22 protein-coding genes are annotated in these 19,738 nt (G+C 72.3%); 1 reads left to right on the forward strand and 21 read right to left on the reverse strand.

Annotation, left to right across the window (positions count from 1 at the left end):
- Positions 1–24: 24 nt before the first annotated feature.
- From ABD709_RS08685 to ABD709_RS08735, 11 genes are all read right to left on the reverse strand, one after another.
- Entirely contained in the window at positions 25–360 is a 336-nt protein-coding gene (locus ABD709_RS08685) for a histone-like nucleoid-structuring protein Lsr2 (protein ID WP_344774359.1), read from the reverse strand.
- Positions 361–500: 140 nt separating this feature from the next.
- A complete protein-coding gene (locus ABD709_RS08690; RefSeq protein ID WP_344774361.1) occupies positions 501–1,277 on the reverse strand; it encodes a type III pantothenate kinase in 777 nt (258 codons plus the stop codon).
- A gap of 25 nt (positions 1,278–1,302) precedes the next feature.
- Positions 1,303–2,202 carry a carboxylating nicotinate-nucleotide diphosphorylase gene (nadC, locus tag ABD709_RS08695; RefSeq protein ID WP_344774363.1) on the reverse strand — a complete coding sequence of 300 codons (900 nt, stop codon included), beginning with the start codon at positions 2,200–2,202 and terminating at the stop codon, positions 1,303–1,305.
- On the reverse strand, positions 2,199–3,935 hold the full coding sequence (locus tag ABD709_RS08700) for an L-aspartate oxidase (protein WP_344774365.1): 1,737 nt from the start codon (positions 3,933–3,935) through the stop codon (positions 2,199–2,201). The genes nadC and ABD709_RS08700 overlap by 4 nt, the downstream gene beginning before the upstream one ends.
- Before the next feature lie 23 nt (positions 3,936–3,958).
- Positions 3,959–4,381: an aspartate 1-decarboxylase gene (gene panD, locus ABD709_RS08705; protein WP_344774367.1), complete on the reverse strand. Its 423-nt coding sequence runs from the start codon at positions 4,379–4,381 to the stop codon at positions 3,959–3,961.
- On the reverse strand, positions 4,381–5,334 hold the full coding sequence (gene panC / locus ABD709_RS08710) for a pantoate--beta-alanine ligase (protein WP_344774369.1): 954 nt from the start codon (positions 5,332–5,334) through the stop codon (positions 4,381–4,383). Before panC ends, panD begins: the two co-directional genes overlap by 1 nt.
- A complete protein-coding gene (locus ABD709_RS08715; RefSeq protein ID WP_344774371.1) occupies positions 5,331–6,281 on the reverse strand; it encodes a Rossmann-like and DUF2520 domain-containing protein in 951 nt (316 codons plus the stop codon). The genes panC and ABD709_RS08715 overlap by 4 nt, the downstream gene beginning before the upstream one ends.
- A 173-nt stretch (positions 6,282–6,454) precedes the next feature.
- Positions 6,455–7,573 carry a glycosyltransferase family 2 protein gene (locus ABD709_RS08720; RefSeq protein WP_344774373.1) on the reverse strand — a complete coding sequence of 373 codons (1,119 nt, stop codon included), beginning with the start codon at positions 7,571–7,573 and terminating at the stop codon, positions 6,455–6,457.
- A gap of 26 nt (positions 7,574–7,599) precedes the next feature.
- Positions 7,600–8,553 carry an ABC transporter substrate-binding protein gene (locus tag ABD709_RS08725; protein ID WP_344774375.1) on the reverse strand — a complete coding sequence of 318 codons (954 nt, stop codon included), beginning with the start codon at positions 8,551–8,553 and terminating at the stop codon, positions 7,600–7,602.
- A 59-nt stretch (positions 8,554–8,612) separates the two neighbouring features.
- Positions 8,613–9,338, reverse strand: coding sequence for an ABC transporter permease (locus ABD709_RS08730; protein ID WP_344774377.1), 726 nt, complete (start codon positions 9,336–9,338; stop codon positions 8,613–8,615).
- Positions 9,335–10,063, reverse strand: a complete 729-nt coding sequence (locus tag ABD709_RS08735) for an ABC transporter permease (protein ID WP_344774379.1) — start codon at positions 10,061–10,063, stop codon at positions 9,335–9,337. Before ABD709_RS08735 ends, ABD709_RS08730 begins: the two co-directional genes overlap by 4 nt.
- A gap of 3 nt (positions 10,064–10,066) precedes the next feature.
- Here ABD709_RS08735 and ABD709_RS08740 point away from each other — a divergent pair, with 3 nt between their 5' ends.
- Positions 10,067–11,044: an ABC transporter ATP-binding protein gene (locus ABD709_RS08740; protein WP_344774381.1), complete on the forward strand. Its 978-nt coding sequence runs from the start codon at positions 10,067–10,069 to the stop codon at positions 11,042–11,044.
- Here the strand turns inward: ABD709_RS08740 and ABD709_RS08745 are convergent.
- The 10 genes from ABD709_RS08745 to tilS form a co-directional block, all read right to left on the reverse strand.
- Positions 11,041–12,147: a GNAT family N-acetyltransferase gene (locus ABD709_RS08745; protein ID WP_344774383.1), complete on the reverse strand. Its 1,107-nt coding sequence runs from the start codon at positions 12,145–12,147 to the stop codon at positions 11,041–11,043. The two genes, ABD709_RS08740 and ABD709_RS08745, sit on opposite strands and share 4 nt — an antisense overlap.
- Before the next feature lie 71 nt (positions 12,148–12,218).
- Positions 12,219–12,815: a hypothetical protein gene (locus tag ABD709_RS08750; RefSeq protein ID WP_344774385.1), complete on the reverse strand. Its 597-nt coding sequence runs from the start codon at positions 12,813–12,815 to the stop codon at positions 12,219–12,221.
- Positions 12,816–12,902: 87 nt separating this feature from the next.
- The gene (locus ABD709_RS08755) at positions 12,903–13,421 is read right to left on the reverse strand and encodes a DUF3180 domain-containing protein (RefSeq protein ID WP_344774387.1); all 519 of its coding nucleotides are present in this window, start codon (positions 13,419–13,421) and stop codon (positions 12,903–12,905) included.
- 22 nt (positions 13,422–13,443) lie between these two features.
- The gene (folK, locus tag ABD709_RS08760) at positions 13,444–14,013 is read right to left on the reverse strand and encodes a 2-amino-4-hydroxy-6-hydroxymethyldihydropteridine diphosphokinase (protein ID WP_344774389.1); all 570 of its coding nucleotides are present in this window, start codon (positions 14,011–14,013) and stop codon (positions 13,444–13,446) included.
- Entirely contained in the window at positions 14,010–14,405 is a 396-nt protein-coding gene (gene folB, locus ABD709_RS08765; RefSeq protein ID WP_344774392.1) for a dihydroneopterin aldolase, read from the reverse strand. Before folB ends, folK begins: the two co-directional genes overlap by 4 nt.
- Positions 14,398–15,252, reverse strand: coding sequence for a dihydropteroate synthase (gene folP, locus ABD709_RS08770; RefSeq protein WP_344774393.1), 855 nt, complete (start codon positions 15,250–15,252; stop codon positions 14,398–14,400). Before folP ends, folB begins: the two co-directional genes overlap by 8 nt.
- Positions 15,253–15,380: 128 nt before the next feature.
- The gene (folE, locus tag ABD709_RS08775) at positions 15,381–15,998 is read right to left on the reverse strand and encodes a GTP cyclohydrolase I FolE (protein WP_344774395.1); all 618 of its coding nucleotides are present in this window, start codon (positions 15,996–15,998) and stop codon (positions 15,381–15,383) included.
- A gap of 8 nt (positions 15,999–16,006) precedes the next feature.
- Positions 16,007–18,079, reverse strand: a complete 2,073-nt coding sequence (gene ftsH / locus ABD709_RS08780) for an ATP-dependent zinc metalloprotease FtsH (protein WP_344774396.1) — start codon at positions 18,077–18,079, stop codon at positions 16,007–16,009.
- A gap of 138 nt (positions 18,080–18,217) precedes the next feature.
- Positions 18,218–18,769 carry a hypoxanthine phosphoribosyltransferase gene (gene hpt / locus ABD709_RS08785; RefSeq protein WP_344774398.1) on the reverse strand — a complete coding sequence of 184 codons (552 nt, stop codon included), beginning with the start codon at positions 18,767–18,769 and terminating at the stop codon, positions 18,218–18,220.
- Between the two features lie 5 nt (positions 18,770–18,774).
- On the reverse strand, positions 18,775–19,737 hold the full coding sequence (tilS, locus tag ABD709_RS08790) for a tRNA lysidine(34) synthetase TilS (RefSeq protein WP_344774400.1): 963 nt from the start codon (positions 19,735–19,737) through the stop codon (positions 18,775–18,777).
- Between the last annotated feature and the right edge of the window lies 1 nt (position 19,738).

Below are 19,738 nucleotides of genomic sequence, written 5' to 3' on the forward strand. Positions count from 1 at the left end.
GTGAGCCTCTGACCTCCGCGTGGATCAGTGCGCGGCGTCGAAGGCCTGGCGTACGTCGGCGGGAATCCGGCCGCGGGCGGGCACGTCGTAGCCGTTGGAGCGGGCCCAGTCGCGGACCTCGGCGGGCGTGTGGGCGGAGCTGGAGGCGGCCGCGCTGCGCGCGCTGCCGTTGCGGCGGCGACCGCCGCTGACCTTGCGCGCGTGGCCGACGTACCCGGCCAGCGCCTCGCGCAGCTCGCTCGCGTGCGCGTCGTTGAGGTCGATCTCGTAGGTCGTGCCGTCGAGGCCGAACGAGACCGTCTGGGTCGCGTCGGATCCGTCGATGTCGTCGACGAGGACGATATTTACCTTCTGAGCCATCACATTGCCTTTCCGCACCGGAATGCGACTTCTGGGAATATCGGGCGACGTCGGCCGAGGACGGCGCAAATGCAGGACCGATAATGTCAGACCGAATCCCGGACGGCCATCCGGGGTGCGGTGAGGGGCCCTACCGCATTTCACTTCTGGTTGCGGAGGAACACCATTTCCAGGCCGCGCAGGGTGAGCCACGGTGAATCGTGGGTGAAGCAGCGGCATTCCCCGACCACGAGCGGAGCGAGATATCCGGTGGAGATCACCTTGACCGCCGCGGGCTCGGCCCCCAGGGCGGCGATGATCCGCTCGACGACCCCCTCCACCTGGCTGGCGACCCCGAAGATCATCCCCGACTGCAGCGCCTCCACGGTGTTCTTGCCGATCACGCCGCGTGGTCGGACCAGCTCCACCATCCGCAGCTGCGCACCGCGCCGGCCGAGCGCCTCGAGCGAGATCTCGATTCCGGGGGTGATCGCCCCACCGATATAGCGGCCCTCGCTATCCACGACGTCGAAGGTCGTCGCGGTACCACCGAAATCGACGACGATCGCCGGGCCGCCGAAATCGTTGGCAGCGGCAAGCGCATTGATGATGCGGTCCGAGCCGACCTCCCGCGGATTGTCGACGAGGATCGGAACTCCGGTGCGGACGCCGGGTTCGACGACGACCCGGGGCAGGTCGCCGAAATGCCGCTCGAGCATCTCCCGCCACGCCTGCAGGACCGCCGGCACGGTCGCGCACACGGCGATGCCGGTGACGTCGGCCGCTCGCTTCCCGAGCAGACCGCGGAGGAGCACCGCCCACTCGTCGGCCGTGCGGTGCTCCTGCGTCGCCACCCGCCAGTCGGCACCGACCTCACCGCCGTCGATCAGACCGAGGACGGTGTGCGCGTTCCCGATGTCGGCCGCGAGCAGGCTCATCGCGGGGGTCGCCGATCGAGGTGGCTCATCGCAGGTCCATGCCGAGGTCGAACACCTTCACCGAGTGGGTGAGGGCGCCGACCGAGATGAAGTCGACGCCGGTCTCGGCGACCTCGCGGGCCCGCTCGATGGTGAGGCCGCCGGACGCCTCGAGCGTGGCCCGGTCGGCCGTGATGCGGACCGCCTCGGCCATGGTGGCGGAGTCCATGTTGTCGAGCAGGATCTCGGTGCAGCCGGCGTCGAGCAGCTCGCGGAGCTGGTCGAGGTCGGTCACCTCGACCTCCACCCGCAGGTCGGGGTACGCCGACCGCACCGCCCGGTAGGCGGGCACCACACCGCCCGCGGCCAGGACGTGGTTGTCCTTCACCATCGCGCGGTCGGAGAGGCTGAACCGGTGGTTCACGCCGCCGCCGCACGCGACGGCGTACTTCTGCAGGGCGCGCAGGCCGGGCAGGGTCTTGCGGGTGTCGAGCACCCGGGCGCGCGTGCCCTCGAGCGCGGTCACCCATGCCGAGGTCGCGGTCGCGACGCCGGAGAGGTGGCAGGCGAGGTTGAGCGCGGTCCGCTCGGCGGTGAGCAGCCCGCGGGTCGGGCCGGCGACGGTCAGCACCGGGTCGCCCGGGGCGACGGCGGTCCCGTCGGGCACGCGGAGAGGCACCTCGACGTCGGGCCCGGCCACCATCCGGAAGACGAGCTCCGCGACGCCGAGCCCGGCCACCACGCCGCGCTCGCGGGCGTTGAAGTCGGCCACGCCGCGCGCGTCCGCGGGGATCGTCGCGACGCTGGTGACGTCCTCGGTCGGCACGTCCTCTGCCAGCGCACGGGCGACCAGGTCGTAGACGGAGCGTGGGTCGAGCCCGACCTTGTCCAGCTCCTCGACGAGCGCGGCCGGCAGGTCGTCGTACGCGGTGACGGGGAGCGTCATCGGCCCTCCTCGGCAGGCTCGGGCAGCTCGGGCAGGTCGAGGTCGGTCGCCGGCGACGGCGTGAACGCGACGGTCGTGACGCCGTCGGACATCCGGACGTCGAAGTGACCCGCCCAGTGCTCGTCGTCACGCTCGGGGAAGTCCTCGCGCCAGTGCGAGCCGCGGGTCTCCTCACGCAGCAGCGCGGCGTCGGCCAGGGCGCTGCTGATCGTGACCAGGTTGGTGGTCTCCCAGGAGTCCTGGTCGATCTGGTCGGCCGCCACGCCGACGAGCTTGTCGAGGATCGCGCCGGCCTCGCTCAGGCCGGGGGCGGAGCGGAGCACGCCGGCCTTGGCGGTCATCGTCTCCTGCAGCTCCCGTCGTACGCCGCCCGCGACCAGTCCGGCCGTCCGGGTGTCGGGAACCGGGTCCAGCCACGGGCGCAGCTCGCCCGGCAGCACCTTCGCGATCCGCCGCGAGAACACCAGGCCCTCGAGCAGCGAGTTGGAGGCCAGCCGGTTGGCGCCGTGCACGCCCGAGCAGGCGACCTCGCCGGTCGCGTAGAGGCCCGGGAGGTCGGTGCGGCCGTCGAGGTCGGTGCGCACCCCACCGGAGGCGTAGTGACAGGCGGGCGCGACCGGGATCAGCTCGGTCACCGGGTCCACCCCGTGGGAGCGGGCGGTGGCCAGGATCGTCGGGAACCGCCTCTCCCAGAACGCGGCGCTGTCGGGACCCAGGTGCCGGGCGTCCAGCCACATGTGCGGCTTCCCGGTCTCGAGCATCCGCTTCATGATCGCCTTCGCGACGACGTCGCGCGGCGCGAGGTCGGCGAGCGGGTGCACGCCCTGCATGAAGCGGTTGCCGTCGTCGTCGACGAGGAAGGCGCCCTCGCCGCGGACCGCCTCGGAGATCAGCGGCTGCTGGCCGCGCGAGTCCGGGCCGAGCCACATGACGGTCGGGTGGAACTGCACGAACTCGAGGTCGCGGAGGGTCGCACCCGCGCGGAGCGCGACGGCCATGCCGTCGCCGGTGGACACGACCGGGTTGGTCGTCTGGGAGAACACCTGGCCGAGCCCGCCGCTGGCCAGCACCACCGCACGGCAGAGCACCGCACCCACGCCGTCGCGCTGACCCTCGCCCATCACGTGCAGGGTCACGCCCACGACCCTGTTGCCGCCGACTGCTTCATCGTGCCCGAGCAGCAGGTCCACGGCGAGGGCGTGCTGGATGACCTCGATGTTGGACCGCGCGGCGACCGCCTCCATCAGCGCGCGCTGGATCTCGGCACCGGTCGCGTCGCCGCCGGCGTGCGCGATCCGGTCGCGGTGGTGCCCGCCCTCCCGGGTCAGCGACAGGTCGCCGCCCTCGTCGAGGTCGAAGACGGCGCCGCGGCGGATCAGCTCACGGACCGCCTCGGGGCCCTCGTTCACCAGCACCCGCACGGCGTCCCGGTCGCAGGCACCCGCACCGGCGACGAGCGTGTCGACCTCGTGCTGCTCCGGGGTGTCCCCCGGACCGAGCGCGGCGGCGATGCCGCCCTGCGCCCACTGGGTCGACCCGGCGCTGAGCACGTCCTTGGTGACGAGCAGGACCTTGTCCACCCGCTTGCGCAGCCGCAGCGCGGCGGTCAGCCCGGCGATGCCCGACCCGATGATCACGACGTCGGCGCGCGTGGTCCAGCCCGGAGGCGGCGCGGTCAACCGGCCCGGCAGCCGCCTCGTGGCTGCCGTGCCGGCGTTCGGTGCGTCGAGCATCCCCGCAGGCTATCGGTGCTCGGTCAGACGCCGGCGGCCGTCAGGTCGCCGCGCCGGAGCGCCGGGTCCCCGAAGGTGTCGGCCGGGTCGGCGCTGGTGCCCATGATCTTGTTGTCGGCGTCGACGAAGACGACGTGCGGCTCGTAGGCCTTCGCCTCCTCGGTGGTCATCTGGCCGTAGCCGATCAGGATGACCAGGTCGCCGGGGTGCACCAGCCGCGCGGCCGCGCCGTTGATCCCGATGACGCCGCTCCCCCGTTCGCCGGCGATCGTGTAGGTCTCCAGCCGGGCGCCGTTGGTGATGTCGACGATGTGCACCAGCTCGCCGGCCAGCAGGTCCGCCGCCTCGAGCAGGTCCTCGTCGACGGTGACCGAGCCGACGTAGTGCAGGTCGGCCTGGGTCACCGTGGCGCGGTGGATCTTCGACTTCATCATGGTGCGCAGCATCAGCTGCTCCCTTCCGGTGCCCGGGTCCCGATGACCAGGGGCAGGTTGTCGATCAGACGGGTGCTGCCGACGCGGGCGGCGATGAGCGCCCGCGCGGGAGTTCCAGGGGGTACGTCGTCCGCGAGCTCGGCGAGGTCGCTCCCGCGGATGACGAAGTAGTCGAGGTCGACGCCGTCGCTCGCGCCCAGCTCCGCGCGCCCCGCGGCGAGCGCGGCGGCGTACCCCTCGTGCGCCGACTCCGCCGCCCGCCGCAGCACCCTGCTGAGGGCGACCGCCTGGACCCGCTGGCGCGGGTCGAGGTAGCGGTTGCGGCTGGACCGCGCGAGGCCGTCGGGCTCGCGGTCGGTGGGTGCGCCCACGATGTCGATCCCCAGGCAGAGGTCGGTGACCATCTGCCGGATCAGCGCGAGCTGCTGGAAGTCCTTCTCCCCGAACACGGCGACGTCGGGCCGCACCAGGCCGAACAGCTTGGCCACCACGGTGAGGACGCCCCGGAAGTGGCCCGGCCGGCTGGCACCCTCGAGGACCGTGGCGAGCGGGCCGGGGTCGACGGTGACCGTGCCGCCCTCCTCGCCGGCCGGGACGAAGCCGTTGGGGTAGACCTCGGCGACCGACGGGGCGAAGACCACGTCCACGCCCTGCTCGCTGCAGAGCTCGAGGTCGGCGTCGAAGGTGCGCGGGTAGCGGTCGAGGTCCTCCCCCGCACCGAACTGGGTCGGGTTCACGAACACCGACACCACCACGGCACCGTCGGGCCCGACCTGCTCCCGGGCCACGCGCATCAGGCTCGCGTGCCCCTCGTGCAGCGCACCCATGGTCGGCACCAGCGCCGTACGGCGCGGCCCGCGGCGCTCGAGGGCCGCGGCCAGCTCGGCCCGCGTCGGTGCGACGGCGGGCGTGGTCGCCAGGGCGGTCCCGGAGGAGGTCGTCCTGCGACCGTCTCGAAGGGTCACTGGTGGTTCACGGGGTTGGTCGTACGGCGCGGCGCGGCCCAGGCGACGTCGTCGAGCAGCCGGGCGATCTTCCGCGCCTGGATGGGCAGCACCCGGCCGTCGGTGACGGCGCGGTCGAGCGTGGCGCGCGCCATCGCGACGTACGTCGGGAGCGTGTCGGGGGCCTTGGCGGCGATGTCGTCGAGGTGCGCGGCGACGGTCCTCACGTCACCGCGGACGATCGGCCCGGTCAGCGCCGCGTCGCCGTTCGCGAGGGCGTTGTCGAGCGCGGCCTGGAGCAGCGGTCGCAGGGTGCCCGCCGGGTCGGCCGCACCGGCCGCGGTCAGCATCTCCATCGCCTCGCTGACCAGGGTGACCAGGTGGTTCGCGCCGTGCGCGAGCCCCGCGTGGTAGAGCGTCCGCATCTCCTCGGGCACCCACATCGGCGTGCCGCCGATCTCGGCGACGAGCTGCTCGGCGAGCTCCCGCTCGCCGGCTCCGGCGGTCAGGCCGAACACGCACCCGGCGAGGCGGCCGAGGTCGACCTCGGTGCCGGTGAAGGTCATCGCCGGGTGCAGCGCGATCGCGCGGGCACCGGCGGCCGTGGCCGGCGCGAGGACGGCGAGCCCGTGCCGGCCGGAGGTGTGCGCGACGACCTGGCCCTCGCGGATCGCGCCGGAGTCGGCCAGCACGCGCACCACGTTGGGGAGCATGTCGTCGGGCACCGTCAGCAGCAGCAGCTCGGAGGCGCGGGCGACCGCGCTCGGCTTGAGCAGCGGGACTCCGGGCAGCAGCGCCGCAGCGCGCTCGCGCGACGCGTCGGACTCACCGGCGGCCGCAACGACCTCGTGGCCGGCTTCGCGGAGACGTGCGGCGAGCACCGCGCCGACACGACCGGCACCGATCACACCGACGGACAGCGGGCGCCCGGACGGGCGCTCCTGGCTGCGCACGGACATCGTGCTCATGGACTTCGAACCTCTCCGTTCCAATCCCGCCGACCACCCGTTCCACTGCGGAAAGGGCCGGTGTGGGTACCGGACGTACCTGCTCGGTTGCTTCAACAACGAGCGTAGGGGGATCGATGGCACGGCGACAGACGCCGAGAAGGTGACCTACGCCACCCGGATGCGCGCGCCGGTCACTCGCCGGGGCGGACGAGAAGGGCGGCGGGGTCGACCGTGGCCGGGTCCAGGCCGGGTACGTCGACGCGCGCCGAGCCGTCCGGGAGGGTGACCCGGGGCAGCGGCCGGCCGGCGAGCGCGGCGACCTGCTCGATCACGGCGACCGCGTCGGAACGGCGGTCCTGCTCGACCAGCCACCCGGTGAGCCGGTGGGCCGGCGGCAGGATGCTGTGGGTCAGCGACCGCTCGCCGCCCCAGAACTCACGCACGCCCGACACCAGGAGCTGCCACCACTCGTCGTCGGCCTGCGGGATCTGCAGGAAGTAGCGCCACAGGTCGCCGGGCAGTACCCGGTCGACGAAGACCCGGGTGACCTTGTCCGAGCCGAAGTCCCGAACCGTGGCGAGGGACGACCGCTTCGTGGTCCAGCGGTCCCGGAGGTCGGCGGTGCTGGCGCGCTGCTGGGTGATCGAGGTGCCGTCGTCGCGGACCCGCCAGTGGTAGACGACCTCGGGCACGACCCCGATCAGCCGGGCGTGCACGTAGGCCCGGGTCAGGGTCGGCTGGTCCTCGTAGCGGACGCCCTCCGGCCAGGACAGCCCGGCCCCGTCCCAGAACTCACGCCGGTAGAGCTTGTTCCACGCGAAGACGTCACCGAGGAGCTCGGGGCGCTGCTCGATGAACACGGACGCCCGATCGGCGTGCAGCCTGCGCATCCAACGGATCCGCTGGACGTCGTCGCCGACCAGCCGCGCGACGTCGCCGGTGACCAGGTCGGCGCCGGTCCGGCGGAGCTGGGTGAGCATCGCCGCGTAGGCGCCGGGGGGCACCACGTCGTCGGAGTCGGCGAACGCCAGCACGTCGCCACGGACGTGCCGCAGGCCCTCGTTGCGCGCCGCGCCGAGGCCGCGGTTCTCGATGTGCACGACGCGGACGCGTGGGTCGCGCGCGGCGTACTCCTCGGCGACGGCGCCGGACTCGTCCGGCGACCCGTCGTCGACGACCACCACGTCGAGCGCACGGTGGCTCTGGCCCAGGATGCTGTCGAGGCAGGCCGGGAGGTACCCCGCCACGTCGTACGCCGGCACCACCACGCCGATGAGTGGTTCGGAGCGGCGCAGCGACAGACGGGGCACCCCCGCAACCTATCGACGCAGCAGCGTCAGTCGATCAGGCCCTTGGACTGCAGGAAGTCCTTCGCGACGTCCTCGGGCTTCGCACGGTCCACGGTCACCTGGGCGATCAGCTCGCCGAGCGTCTGGTTGTCCAGTGCGGCCATCAGCGAGTTCAGCGGGTCGGCGACGTCCGGGTTGTCCTTGAGGAAGTCGCTCGAGACCGCCGGGACCAGGTTCTGCGCCGGCTGGATGCCCTTGTCGTCCTCGAGCAGCACCAGGCCCTGGTCGTCGAGGGTGCCGTCGAGGGTGCCGGTCTCGCCGAGCTGCGACTCGCCGTCGAGCACCGACTTGTAGGTCTCCGGCGTGGCGTAGCCGAGCGGCAGGATCTTCGCGATGTCGATCCCGTAGACGCCGGTCAGGCCGCCCTCGCAGTCCGACCGACCCTTGCAGTCCGGCGGGGCGGCGAGCGTGATCGACTTGCCCTGCAGGTCCGAGAGCTTGGTGACGCCGTTCTGCTCGGAGTAGTCCTTGGTCACGAAGAAGGCGTTCTGGGACGCCGCCGGCGACGGGTCGAGCAGCGTGATTCCGGCCTTGTCGAGCAGCGGCTGCATCGCCTGCAGCGACTCGTCGGTGTCGTTCGTCGTGACCGGCTTGGCGTCCTCGCCGTTCTGGTCGATGTTGAGGTAGTCGCCGATGCCGGCGACGTACTCCGGGACGACGTCGAAGTCACCCGGGAACTTCGCCATGTAGACGTCACGGGTGTCGACGAACGTCGGGTCCGGCACGGTGTAGCCGGCGTTCTCGAGCACCTGCTGGTACATCGTGGTGACGAGCACCGCCTCGTCGAAGTTCTGGCTGGCGAGGCGGACCGTGCCCTTGTCGCCGCTGCCGGAGCTGTCGTCGCTGGAGAGGTCGTCGCTGCCGCAGGCACTCGCGGTCAGCAGGGCGCCGGCCGCGAGCGCGACGGCGAGGGTACGGCGGATGGGGCGGAGCGTTCTCATGTGTCACCTTCTGTGTCCCGCGGCCGGCGGCCACGCGTGTCCGGTTGGATCCGTGCACCCTAAGCGGTGACGCCGACAGCCCGCTCGGTCGTCTCGCCACGGAGGGGGTCGGGAGCCAGCGTGCGCGCCAGGAGCGCGCCGGCGATCTCGAGCGCGAGCGCGACGACGGCGACCACGACCGCACCCGCCACGCCCTCGCTGTAGCGCTGGTTGGAGAAGCCGTCGGTGATGACGTTGCCGAGGCCCGGACCGGCCACCAGGGCGGCGATCGTCGCCGTGGCCCAGACTTGCACGAGGGCCAGCCGCACCCCGCTGAGCACCAGCGGCAGCGCGAGCGGCAGCTCGACGCGCACGAACAGCTGCCAGCCGCTCATCCCCAGGCCGACGGCGGCCTCCTTGGTCTCCGCGGGCACCTCGCGCAGCGCGACGTACGTCTGGGTGATCAGCGGCGGCAGCGCGAACAGGGCGAGGGCCAGGAGGGTCGCCACGCCGGCGCGCCCGTAGGGGCCGAGGTACGCCGTTCCCGGCCACTCGGCCCGGACCAGGATCGCGAGCAGCGCCAGGGTCGGGACGGCCCGGCCGATGTTGGAGACGCTGACCGCGAGGAACCCGCCACGCCCGATGTGCCCGAGCCAGGAGGCGAGGGGCAGCGCGACGAGGAGCGCGATCACCAGGGCGGTGACGCTGAGCAGCAGCTGCTGGCCGAGCAGCGGCAGCAGGCCGAGGTCGCCGTGCCAGTGCGACCCGTCGAGGAGGTAGCGGACGACGTCGCCGAACAGGCTCATCGGACGGCCTCCGAGCCGGCGCCCTGCGCCCGGGACCACGGCGTGAGGACCCGCTGCACCACCAGCAGCAGCGCGTCGAGGAGAAGCGCCATCGCCACGCAGATCACCGCCGCGGTGAGCAGCTCGGCCTTGAAGTCGTAGGCCCTTCCGTGGTTGATCAGGTTGCCGAGGCCGCCGTGGGCCACGATCGTCCCGACCGTCGTGAGGGCCACGGTCGACACGGTCGCGACGCGGATGCCGGCGAGCACCACGGGCAGGGCCAGCGGCAGCTCGACCCGGGTCAGCAGCCGCATCGGCCCGTAGCCGAGGCCGACGGCCGACTCGCGCACCTCGTCCGGCACCGCGCGCAGGCCGTCCAGGAACGCGCGCACCAGGATCGTCAGGCAGTAGAGGGCGAGCCCGATCACCACGGTGGTCGCGGTGAGCCCGGTGAACGGCGCCAGCAGCGGGAACAGCGCCAGGGAGGGGATCGTGTAGATCCCGGTCGCGACGCCGAGCACCCCGGCCTCGAGCCGGGGGGACCGGCGGGCGAGCAGCGCCAGCGGCAGGGCGAGGAGCAGCCCGAGTAGCACCGAGGTGACCGTGAGCCCGAGGTGGGCCAGCGTCGCGCTGACGATCTCGTCCCAGCGGTCGTGGATGTAGTCGCCGCACACCCACTTGTTCGTGAGAAACGTGTAGCACTTCTGGGACTGCGGGCCGTCCGCGGCCAGTGCCACTAATGTCACGGCATGGACCGTAGTCCAATGATCCGCCTCCGTGGCGTCAGCAAGACCTATCCCGATGGCACGACAGCGGTCCGCGAGCTCGACCTCGACGTCGAGCGCGGCGAGCTGGTCTGCCTCGTCGGACCCTCCGGCTGCGGCAAGTCGACGACGCTGAAGATGATCAACCGGCTGGTCGAGCCGACGACCGGGACGATCGAGATCGACGGGCACGACGTCACCGACGGCGACCCGGTCGCACTCCGGCGCGGGATCGGCTACGTGATCCAGCAGGTCGGGCTGTTCCCGCACCAGAAGATCATCACGAACGTGATGACGGTGCCGCTGCTCCTCGGTGAGTCGAAGTCCTTCGCCCGCGAACGCGCGGGCGAGCTGCTCACCCTCGTCGGCCTCGACCCGGCGAGGTACGCCGACCGCTATCCCCACCAGCTCTCCGGCGGTCAGCGCCAGCGCGTCGGTGTCGCCCGGGCGCTGGCGGCGAACCCGCCGGTCCTGCTGATGGACGAGCCGTTCGGGGCCGTCGACCCGATCGTGCGCGGCCGGCTCCAGGACGAGTTCCTCCGGCTCCAGCGCGAGCTCGGCAAGACGGTCGTCCTGGTCACCCACGACATCGACGAGGCGGTCAAGCTCGGCGACCGGGTGGCCGTGTTCGCCGACGGCGGGCGGCTGCTGCAGTCCGACGTGCCCGCGCGGCTGCTGGGCTTCCCGGTCGACGACGAGGTCGCGGCGTTCGTGGGCGCCGAGCGCGGGCTGCGGCGGCTCTCGGTCACCGCGATCGACCCCTCGCTCGTCGAGCCGCTGGACGGCGTACCTGCGTCCTCACTGGGCGCGACCGTCGAGGTCGGCGCGAGCCTCGAGGACGCGCTCGCCCTGATGCTGCGCGACGACCGCGGAATGGTCGGGGTGACCGACGGCGCGAAGTTCGTGGGCGTGCTGACCCCGGCCGGGATCCACCGCGCGCTGCGGGAGTCGCTCCGGGCCTAACCCTGCTGCCGAGGAGTGCCGGTCACCGGCACGTCGCGGTGCCAGGACTCGGTGACGTAGGAGGTCTCCCAGCCCATGCCGACGTAGAGGCCGTCGGCGCCCGTCGGGCTGTCCGCGTCGACCTCGAGGGTGACCCGGTCGCGCCCGCGGCCCGCAGCGTCCGCGATCACCGTCGAGAGCAGGCTCTTGGCGACGCCTCGGCCGCGAGCGTCGCCGAGCACGCCGATGTAGGAGACGTAGGAGCCGTTCGGTCCGGTGGCCGAGGAGACCTCGGTCGCGACCAGGGCGCCGACCGGCTGGGGCGCGTCGGGTACGTCGAGCAGCTCGGCCAGCCACCAGTGGTCCCAGCGGTGACCGGGGTCCTCGCGGAGCCGGTGGACGAACTCGTCGAAGGTCTCCTCCCGCGAGTTGAAGTGGTCGCGGAAGGCCTGCTCCAGCACGTCGTGCACGTCACGCAGGTCGTCGTGGTCGGGCATCCCGTCCGCCCCGCGGCCGACCAGCCGGACGCGGACGCCTTCGGACTCCCACTTGTCGGTGGACGGGACGAGCGTCGCCTCGTCGGGAGTGACCGGGCGCTTCATCTGCCACCAGCTGCGGACCCGGTCGAAGCCCGCCCCCTCGAGCCAGTCGTGCTGGCGGGCATCGTCCTCGAACGCGCCGGTGTCGATCTGCTGCACCTCGAGCCCGCGCGCGGACCCGACCGCCACGGCCTGGCCCTCGGCCCAGTGGAACAGCACGTCGGAGCAGACCTTCGCCACGTCGTCGGGCAGGTCCCGGTCGACGATGTGCACGAACAGCATCCGCCCGCCGGCGCGGTCGTGGACGCTGCCCCAGGCGCGGATCTCCTCGTCGCCGTCGCGGACCACGACGTTGGCGCGCATCCGCTCGCCGGTGTCGGAGACCTCGACGAGCACGTCGTCGACCCCGGAGCCCGGCCAGCCACGGCCGTGCCGCTCGTGGTCGCGGAGCAGCCTGGTCAGGCGGGAGACGTCGAAGCGGTCCCGCGCGTCCGGTGTGTCGACGGTCCAGCCGGACGGGAGCTCGGCGTACCCACCGACGACCTCGACCAGCCCTGTCTCGAAGCGTGATTCCTCAGGGAGCATCGGCTCCATTGTCCCAAAGTCGCAGCCTGCCGGGCGACCGGGTGTGGCGGGTGAGACCGCGCGATCGTGCTTCAGGCGCCCTTGCGGATGCTCAGCTGCTCGGCGAGCGCGGCCTCGGCGGCCTGCCACTGGGTGGTCAGCACGTCGATCTCCTGCTCGAGCTCGGCCACCCGCACGACAGCCGCGGTCGCGCGCTCGTCGGCGTCGGCGAGCCGGCCGCCGAGCCGCTCGGCCTCGCGCTCGGCGAGCACGGTGCGCTCCTCGGACTCGGCGAGGTTGCGCCGGGCCTCGGCCAGCTCGGCCGCCGCGTCGGTGAGCCGGCGCTCGAGCCGGGACACGGTCGCGTCCCGCTTGGCCACCAGGCCCTGCATGTCGGCGGCGAACTCGACGCCCTCGGCGGAGCGACGTACGTCGAGCTCGCGGTAGGCCTGGGCCTGCTCGGCACGGTCGCGCGCGGCCCCGCGGCGCGAGGACATCAGCTCGGAGTGGGTGATCTTGGTGGCGGCGGCGCCGAGGACGACGGCCAGGAAACCGGCCCCGGTCACGAGACCCCAGGAACCGGTGAGTGCGGTGGCGGCGACGGCAGCCGTCGCCAGCATCAGGAGCAGTACGGCGACCAGCACCCGGGTGGAGCGCTGGCGGCGACGAGAGCCGTTCACAGAAGTCACATCCGTCACAGTAGGTGACCCAGCGGCCGGATCCGCGCAGGTGCACGCGCATGTCCGCGATCGGCCGCGAAGGCCCCGGGACCGCTCTCAGGCCTTGGCGTCCGGGTCGGTCCGCACCCGGCAGGCCCGCTCGAGGACGAGCGCTGCGACGGCCGCGACGACGGCCCCGGCCGCGGCGACCAGCGAGCGCACCAGCCGGTCGCCGGCCATCTCCGCGGGGTCGTCGATCCAGCTCAGCGCGTAGCCCAGGTAGCCGCCCGCGACCAGGGCAGCGACCATCGCGCAGGCGCGGGCGAGCACGAACCGGTTGACCGCCTGGTGCGGCAGCAGCCGCTCGCGACGTACCTGCACCGAGCGCCAGGTGGCCCAGGCGGTGTAGGCGAGGATGGCGGCCATCAGCCAGAGCGCGACCGGCTGCGCCCAGGAGACGAGCGGGGGCACGGTGCCCGCCCGCTCGCAGAGCGAGTGCAGCGCCCAGCCTGCGACCAGGCCGGCGACGGCCCAGCCGAGCAGGACCGGGACCGCGGTCGGGCGCAGGTTCCCGGGTGGCTCGCCGGAGTCGTCGGGGCGCCTCGGCTCCTCGACCTCCGGCGGCTCGTCCCTCACCTGGGTGTCGTCCGGGCCAGGGTCACTCGATGGCGAGCGACAGGTCGTCGCGCAGCTTCAGGCCCTCGGCGCCGACTTTCTCCAGCAGCACCGCGACCGGGCCCATTCCCGGGAACTCGGCGTCGGGCTCGAGGTCCAGCCAGGGCTTGAGCACGAAGGCGCGCTCGTGCGCCAGCGGGTGCGGGAGCTTGAGCGTCTCGGTGTCGCTGCGGCGGTCGCCGACGACGATCAGGTCCACGTCGAGGGTCCGCGGGGCGTTGACGCCGTGGGACCGGTCGCGGTCGTAGGCGTCCTCGATCGCCAGCGCCCGGTCGAGCAGCCGGCTCGCCGACAGCGTGGTGTCGGCGAGAACGACGGCGTTGAGGAAGTCGCCGGAGTCGGGCGGGCAGTCCACCGGGGTGCTCTCGTAGACCGGCGACACACCGGTGATCCACACGTCGGGGGTGTCGCCCAGCTGCTCGACGGCGCCCTGCAGGTTGTCGAGCCGATCGCCGAGGTTGGATCCGAGCCCGATCACCACCCGCCGGATCGGACGCATCTCGCCCGTCAGGGTGTCGGCGTCGATGATGTTCGGATTGGGGGTCTCGGTCATCGTGGGCCCTCTCCCGGTCCGGCGGCCGGCGTATCTGTTCGTTGGCGGGTGATCGTCAATGTGACGTCCGAGAACCTTGCGGAGATCGGAGCACTCGGCTTGTGCACGGTCACCCGCGCCCATTCAACACGAGAGTCCAAGAGACAGACACCGGCCACCCGATCCGCGAGAGTCTCGATGAGATCGACCGGTTCGCCCGTCACGACGGCGGTCACCCGGTCCACGAGACTTCCGTAGTCGACGGTGTCGTGCAAGTCGTCCGACCGCGCGGCAGGACGGGTGTCGAGGCCCAGGGAGAGGTCGACGACGAAGGTCTGGCCGTCCCTCCGCTCGTGGTCGAACACCCCGTGGTGCCCGAAGCACTCGATGCCGAGGACCGAGATCTCATCCATGGTCCTCACCCTCCCACTGCCCCACGACGCGCAGCGCGTCGAGGTGCGCCCGTACGTCGTGGACGCGCACTCCCCACACCGGGGCCCCGCCCATCCCGGCCGCCAGCAGGGCGGTGAGGGCGACGCCGGCGGCCTCGCGTCCGTCGACCGGGCGCGGGTCGCCGTGCTCGTCCTCGAGCAGGCGGCCCAGGAAGGTCTTCCGGCTGGCGCCGATCAGCAGCGGCCGGCCCAGCCGGGCCAGCCGGTCGAGGTTCCGCATCAGCTCCCAGTTGTGGTGGGCGAGCTTGGCGAAGCCGAGGCCCGGGTCGAGCACGACCCGGTCCTCGTCCACCCCCGCTGCCCGGATCGCCTCGAGCCGCTCCCCCAGCTCCGCGCACACGGCCGCGACGACGCCACCCGGACCGTCGTAGGACGCCAGCTGCTGCATCCGGTCGCCGTGGGCGCGCCAGTGCATCGCCACGTAGGTGAGGTCGTACGCCGACTGCCGCTCGGCGACGACGTCGAGGATCGCGGGGTCGGCCAGCCCGCCCGACACGTCGTTGACCACCCGCGCACCGGCCTCGACGGCCGCGGCGGCGACCTCCGCCCGCATCGTGTCGACCGAGACGAGCACGCCGTCGGCGGCGAGCGCGCTGATCACCGGGATGACCCGGTCGAGCTCCTCGGTCACGAGCGGCCGGGTCGCACCGGGTCGCGTCGACTCTCCTCCGACGTCGAGGATGTCGGCACCCTCGGCCCGCAGCCCGCGCCCGTGCACCACCGCCCGCTCGGTGTCGAAGTAGCGGCCGCCGTCGGAGAAGGAGTCGGGGGTCACGTTGACGACCCCCATCACCAGCGGCCTCGGCATGGCGCCGACCCTACTGCCGGCGAGAGGCGGGCGAATCATCACGGTATGCAGGCGAATCCGCACTTCCCGGGCGGAGCTCCGCGGGGGAGGAGGCGGCTCGCCCGCTTACCGTGATGATTCGGCGGCCGCTAGCGGCGCGAGTGGATCAGCGCCATCGCCTCGGAGCGGGTGGCAGGGTCGTGCAGCATGCTGCCGCGTACGGCGGAGGTGATCGTCCGGGCGCCGGCCTTGCGCACACCGCGCATCGTCATGCAGAGGTGCTCGGCCTCGATCACCACGATCACCCCGCGGGCGTCGAGGATCCGCATCAGGGCGTCGGCGACCTGGGTGGTCAGCCGCTCCTGCACCTGCGGCCGCTTGGCGTAGAGGTCGACCAGCCGGGCGAGCTTGGAGAGCCCGGTGATCTTCCCGCTCTCCGAGGGGATGTAGCCGATGTGGGCGACGCCCGTGAACGGCACCAGGTGGTGCTCGCACATCGACCACATCTCGATGTCCTTGACCAGGACCATCTCCTCGTGGCCGATGTCGAACGTCGTCGTCAGCACGTCCTCGGGCCGCATCCGCAGCCCCGCGGTGACCTCGGCGTACGCGCGGGCCACCCGGGCCGGCGTGTCCTGCAGGCCCTCGCGGTCGGGGTCCTCACCGATCGCGATCAGCAGCTCGCGGACGGCGGCCTCGGCGCGTGCCTGGTCGAACGGCGGCACGTCCGCCGGGTCGCGCTCCGGCAGCCGGATCGGGTCAGCCATCCGCGGCCTCAGGCACCGGCTGTCGGGGGCGTCGGCGGCGTGGGGCCGGTCGGCGGCGAGACCTGCGGGCCGCCGTACACGTCACCACCCGGACCCGGCGGCGTCAGGATCGCGCCGCCCTCGACCTCGTCGTCGTGCACACCGTTGCCGTTCTGCGCGGCGCGGCGGCGGACCTCCTCCGGGATGTCCACCGGCGGGATCGTCGACGGCACCCGGGTCGGGGAGCCCGTCCAGGCCGGCCGGTCGGGACGCTTGCGGAGCGCCGTGAAGATCTCGGCGACCTCGCCCTTGTCGAGGGTCTCCCGGTCGAGCAGCGCGAGCACCAGCGCGTCGAGGACGTCGCGGTTCTCCTCGAGGATGTCGAACGCCTCCTGGTGGGCGACGGCAAGGAGCTTCTTGGTCTCCTCGTCGACGATCGCGGCGACGTCCTCGGAGTAGTTCCGGGCGTGCCCGATGTCGCGGCCGAGGAACGGCTCGGAGTTGGACTCCCCGAGCTTGATCGCACCGAGCCGCTCGGTCATGCCGTACTGGGTGACCATCGCCCGGGCCAGGTTGGTGGCCTTCTCGATGTCGTTGCCGGCCCCCGTGGTCGGGTCGTGGAAGACCATCTCCTCCGCCGCGCGGCCGCCCATCATGTAGGCCAGCTTGTCCAGCATCTCGCTGCGGGTCTGGGAGTACTTGTCCTCGTCGGGCAGCACCATCGTGTAGCCCAGCGCCCGCCCGCGCGGCAGGATCGTCACCTTGTGCACGGGGTCGGTGCCGGGCAGCGCCGCCGCGACCAGCGCGTGGCCGCCCTCGTGGTAGGCGGTGATGAGCTTCTCCTTCTCGCTCATCAGGCGGGAGTGACGCTGCGGCCCCGCGATCACGCGGTCGATGGCCTCGTCGAGCGCGGCGGACGTGATCATCTTCGCGTTGTTGCGCGCGGTGAGCAGCGCGGCCTCGTTCAGCACGTTCGCGAGGTCGGCGCCGGAGAATCCCGGAGTACGCCGAGCGACGGCCAGCAGGTCGACGTCGCCACCGAGCGGCTTGCCCCGGGCGTGCACCTCGAGGATCCGCTTGCGGCCGTTGAGGTCGGGCGCGTCGACACCGATCTGCCGGTCGAAGCGGCCCGGGCGCAGCAGCGCCGGGTCGAGCACGTCGGGCCGGTTCGTGGCCGCGATCAGGATCACGCCGCCCCGGACGTCGAAGCCGTCCATCTCGACGAGGAGCTGGTTCAGCGTCTGCTCGCGCTCGTCGTGGCCGCCGCCCATGCCGGCGCCGCGGTGGCGGCCGACAGCGTCGATCTCGTCGATGAAGACGATCGCCGGGGCGTTCTCCTTGGCCTGCTCGAACAGGTCGCGCACCCGGCTCGCGCCCACGCCGACGAACATCTCGACGAAGTCGGAACCGGAGATCGAGTAGAAGGGGACGCCCGCCTCACCCGCGACGGCGCGGGCGAGCAGCGTCTTGCCGGTGCCCGGCGGGCCGTAGAGCAGCACGCCCTTAGGGATCTTGGCGCCGACGGCCTGGAACTTGGCGGGCTCCTGGAGGAACTCCTTGATCTCGCCGAGCTCCTCGATCGCCTCGTCGCAGCCCGCGACGTCGGCGAAGGTGGTCTTGGGCATGTCCTTGGAGATCAGCTTCGCCTTGGACTTGCCGAACTGCATGACCCCGCGGCCGCCCCCCTGGACGTTGTTCATCAAGAAGATGAAGAGCAGCACGATCAGCGCGAACGGCAGCAGCGTCGCCAGGATCGAGCCGAGGATGCTCGGCTGCGGGTTGTCGGAGTCGGACTTCTCGATGGTGCCCTTGGCGACCTGCTGGTCGACCTCCTTGATGATGCCCTCCTGCTGCCCGAGGATGTAGTGGCTCATCACCTGGTCGCCCTCGTCGCGGGTACCGCTGTCGAGGGTCGCCTGGATGGTCTGGTCGCCGTCGATGAACTTGATCTCCTTGACGTCGCCCGACTGGATGTACTTCTCCATCTGGGACGTCGGGACCTCGTCGTACCCCCCTCCGGGGGCGAGGAACTCCAGGGCGAGGAGGACGGCGACGACCGCCACCACGATCCAGAGCCAGGGCCCCCTGAACACGCGCTTCACAGACTCATCCGCTCCTTGGACCCGGCTCCCGGCCGGGCATCACCGATCTCACGACGGTACACGGCGCCGTGCGACCCCAGTGTCCCAGGCGACCAAGCGCCACAGAACAGCAACGGCTGAGTACGGCGAACCGTTCCCCTAGGAGTAGACGTGGGGGGCCAGGGTGGCGATGTCGCGCAGGTTGCGGTAGCGCTCGCGGTAGTCCAGGCCGTAGCCGACGACGAACTCGTTGGGGATGTCCCAGCCGACGTACTTCACGTCGACGGGCATCTGCAGCGCCTCCGGCTTGCGCAGCAGGGTGCAGATCTCGACGCTGGCGGGCCCGCGCGAGCCGAGGTTGGACGTCAGCCACGAGAGGGTGAGGCCGGTGTCGATGATCTCGTCGACGATCAGCACGTGCCGGCCGCTGATGTCGGCGTCGAGGTCCTTGAGGATCCGCACGACGCCCGAGGACTTGGTGCCCGAGCCGTAGGACGACACCGCCATCCAGTCCATCTCGACGTGGCTGTCGAGCGCGCGCGACAGGTCGGCCATCACCATGACGGCACCGCGCAGGACGCCGACGATGATCAGGTCCTTGCCGGCGTAGTCGCGATCGATCTCCTTCGCCAGTTCGCCGAGCCGGTCCTGGATCTGCTTCTCCGTGAACAGGACCTCGACGAGGTCGCTCTCGACGCTGGAGGCTTCCATGGCGGTCAGGATGTCACAGCGGTCGGGCGGAACTCGACCGACCGTCCCTCCCGGTAGGCGGTGACCCGGCCGGGCAGCTGGATCTCGCCCTGGATCCGCCCGGTGGCGAGCGCGAACAGCCGCTCCACGTGGACATGGAAGAGCTCGCTGTCGGTCGCCCCGGCCTCGATCGCGGCGATCCGCAGGATCCGGGTCGCGAGCGCCTTCGGGTAGTCCGCCACGTCGAGCTCCTCCAGGGACCAGAACTCCGCCTCGGCCGTCTCGTCGAGGAAGGTGACGTCCTCGCGGAGCTGGTCGGCGGTGCGGGCGAGCGCCTCGGCGACGCCGGGGCCGAGCTCCTCCTCCAGGACCGGCAGGACCGTACGCCGGACGCGCACCCGCGTGTAGCCGGGATCGTCGTTGTGCGGGTCCTCCCAGAAGTCGATCCCCTCGACCTGGCAGGCGGTCACGGTGTCGTCGCGCGAGACGTCGAGCAAGGGCCGGGCGTAGTGGTCGAACGAGCGCCGCATGCCGGCCAGCGACCGGGCACCCGAACCCCGGGTCAGGCCGAGGAGGACGGTCTCCGCCTGGTCGTCGCGGGTGTGGCCGAGGAGCACGAGGGCGGCACCGAAGTGCTGCCGCATCTGCTCGAGGACGTCGTACCTCGCCCGGCGGGCGGCGGCCTCCGGCCCCTCGCCGGCGCCGCTGACCTGCACCCGCGCGGACGCGGTCTCGTCGGCCCCGAGACCGGCCATCTGCTCCACGACCCGACGGGCATGCTCGGCCGAGCCCTCCTGGAGGCCGTGGTCGATCGTCGTGCCGACGACGCGCACGGCGGCCTTGCGGCCCTCGAACACCGCCGCCGAGAGCAGGGCCAGCGAGTCCGCGCCCCCGGAGCAGGCGACGAGCACGGTGTCACCCGGCTCGAGCTCCTCCAGCACCTCGCGGACGCCGCGGCGCACCGCGGCCACGGCGGGGTGGAGCGACATC

Source organism: Nocardioides panacisoli, from assembly GCF_039537325.1.
GTDB lineage: Bacteria > Actinomycetota > Actinomycetes > Propionibacteriales > Nocardioidaceae > Nocardioides > Nocardioides panacisoli.

What these genes read in the sequence shown, in the direction of transcription:
- ABD709_RS08685 (WP_344774359.1), bottom strand. Translation starts at nt 360, where the DNA reads ATGGCTCAGAAGGTAAATATCGTCCTCGTCGACGACATCGACGGATCC.
- ABD709_RS08690 (WP_344774361.1), bottom strand. Translation starts at nt 1,277, where the DNA reads ATGAGCCTGCTCGCGGCCGACATCGGGAACGCGCACACCGTCCTCGGT.
- nadC (WP_344774363.1), bottom strand. Translation starts at nt 2,202, where the DNA reads ATGACGCTCCCCGTCACCGCGTACGACGACCTGCCGGCCGCGCTCGTC.
- ABD709_RS08700 (WP_344774365.1), bottom strand. Translation starts at nt 3,935, where the DNA reads ATGCTCGACGCACCGAACGCCGGCACGGCAGCCACGAGGCGGCTGCCG.
- panD (WP_344774367.1), bottom strand. Translation starts at nt 4,381, where the DNA reads ATGCTGCGCACCATGATGAAGTCGAAGATCCACCGCGCCACGGTGACC.
- ABD709_RS08715 (WP_344774371.1), bottom strand. Translation starts at nt 6,281, where the DNA reads ATGAGCACGATGTCCGTGCGCAGCCAGGAGCGCCCGTCCGGGCGCCCG.
- ABD709_RS08725 (WP_344774375.1), bottom strand. Translation starts at nt 8,553, where the DNA reads ATGAGAACGCTCCGCCCCATCCGCCGTACCCTCGCCGTCGCGCTCGCG.
- ABD709_RS08730 (WP_344774377.1), bottom strand. Translation starts at nt 9,338, where the DNA reads ATGAGCCTGTTCGGCGACGTCGTCCGCTACCTCCTCGACGGGTCGCAC.
- ABD709_RS08740 (WP_344774381.1), top strand. Translation starts at nt 10,067, where the DNA reads ATGGACCGTAGTCCAATGATCCGCCTCCGTGGCGTCAGCAAGACCTAT.
- ABD709_RS08745 (WP_344774383.1), bottom strand. Translation starts at nt 12,147, where the DNA reads ATGCTCCCTGAGGAATCACGCTTCGAGACAGGGCTGGTCGAGGTCGTC.
- folK (WP_344774389.1), bottom strand. Translation starts at nt 14,013, where the DNA reads ATGACCGAGACCCCCAATCCGAACATCATCGACGCCGACACCCTGACG.
- folB (WP_344774392.1), bottom strand. Translation starts at nt 14,405, where the DNA reads ATGGATGAGATCTCGGTCCTCGGCATCGAGTGCTTCGGGCACCACGGG.
- folP (WP_344774393.1), bottom strand. Translation starts at nt 15,252, where the DNA reads ATGCCGAGGCCGCTGGTGATGGGGGTCGTCAACGTGACCCCCGACTCC.
- folE (WP_344774395.1), bottom strand. Translation starts at nt 15,998, where the DNA reads ATGGCTGACCCGATCCGGCTGCCGGAGCGCGACCCGGCGGACGTGCCG.
- hpt (WP_344774398.1), bottom strand. Translation starts at nt 18,769, where the DNA reads ATGGAAGCCTCCAGCGTCGAGAGCGACCTCGTCGAGGTCCTGTTCACG.
- tilS (WP_344774400.1), bottom strand. Translation starts at nt 19,737, where the DNA reads ATGTCGCTCCACCCCGCCGTGGCCGCGGTGCGCCGCGGCGTCCGCGAG.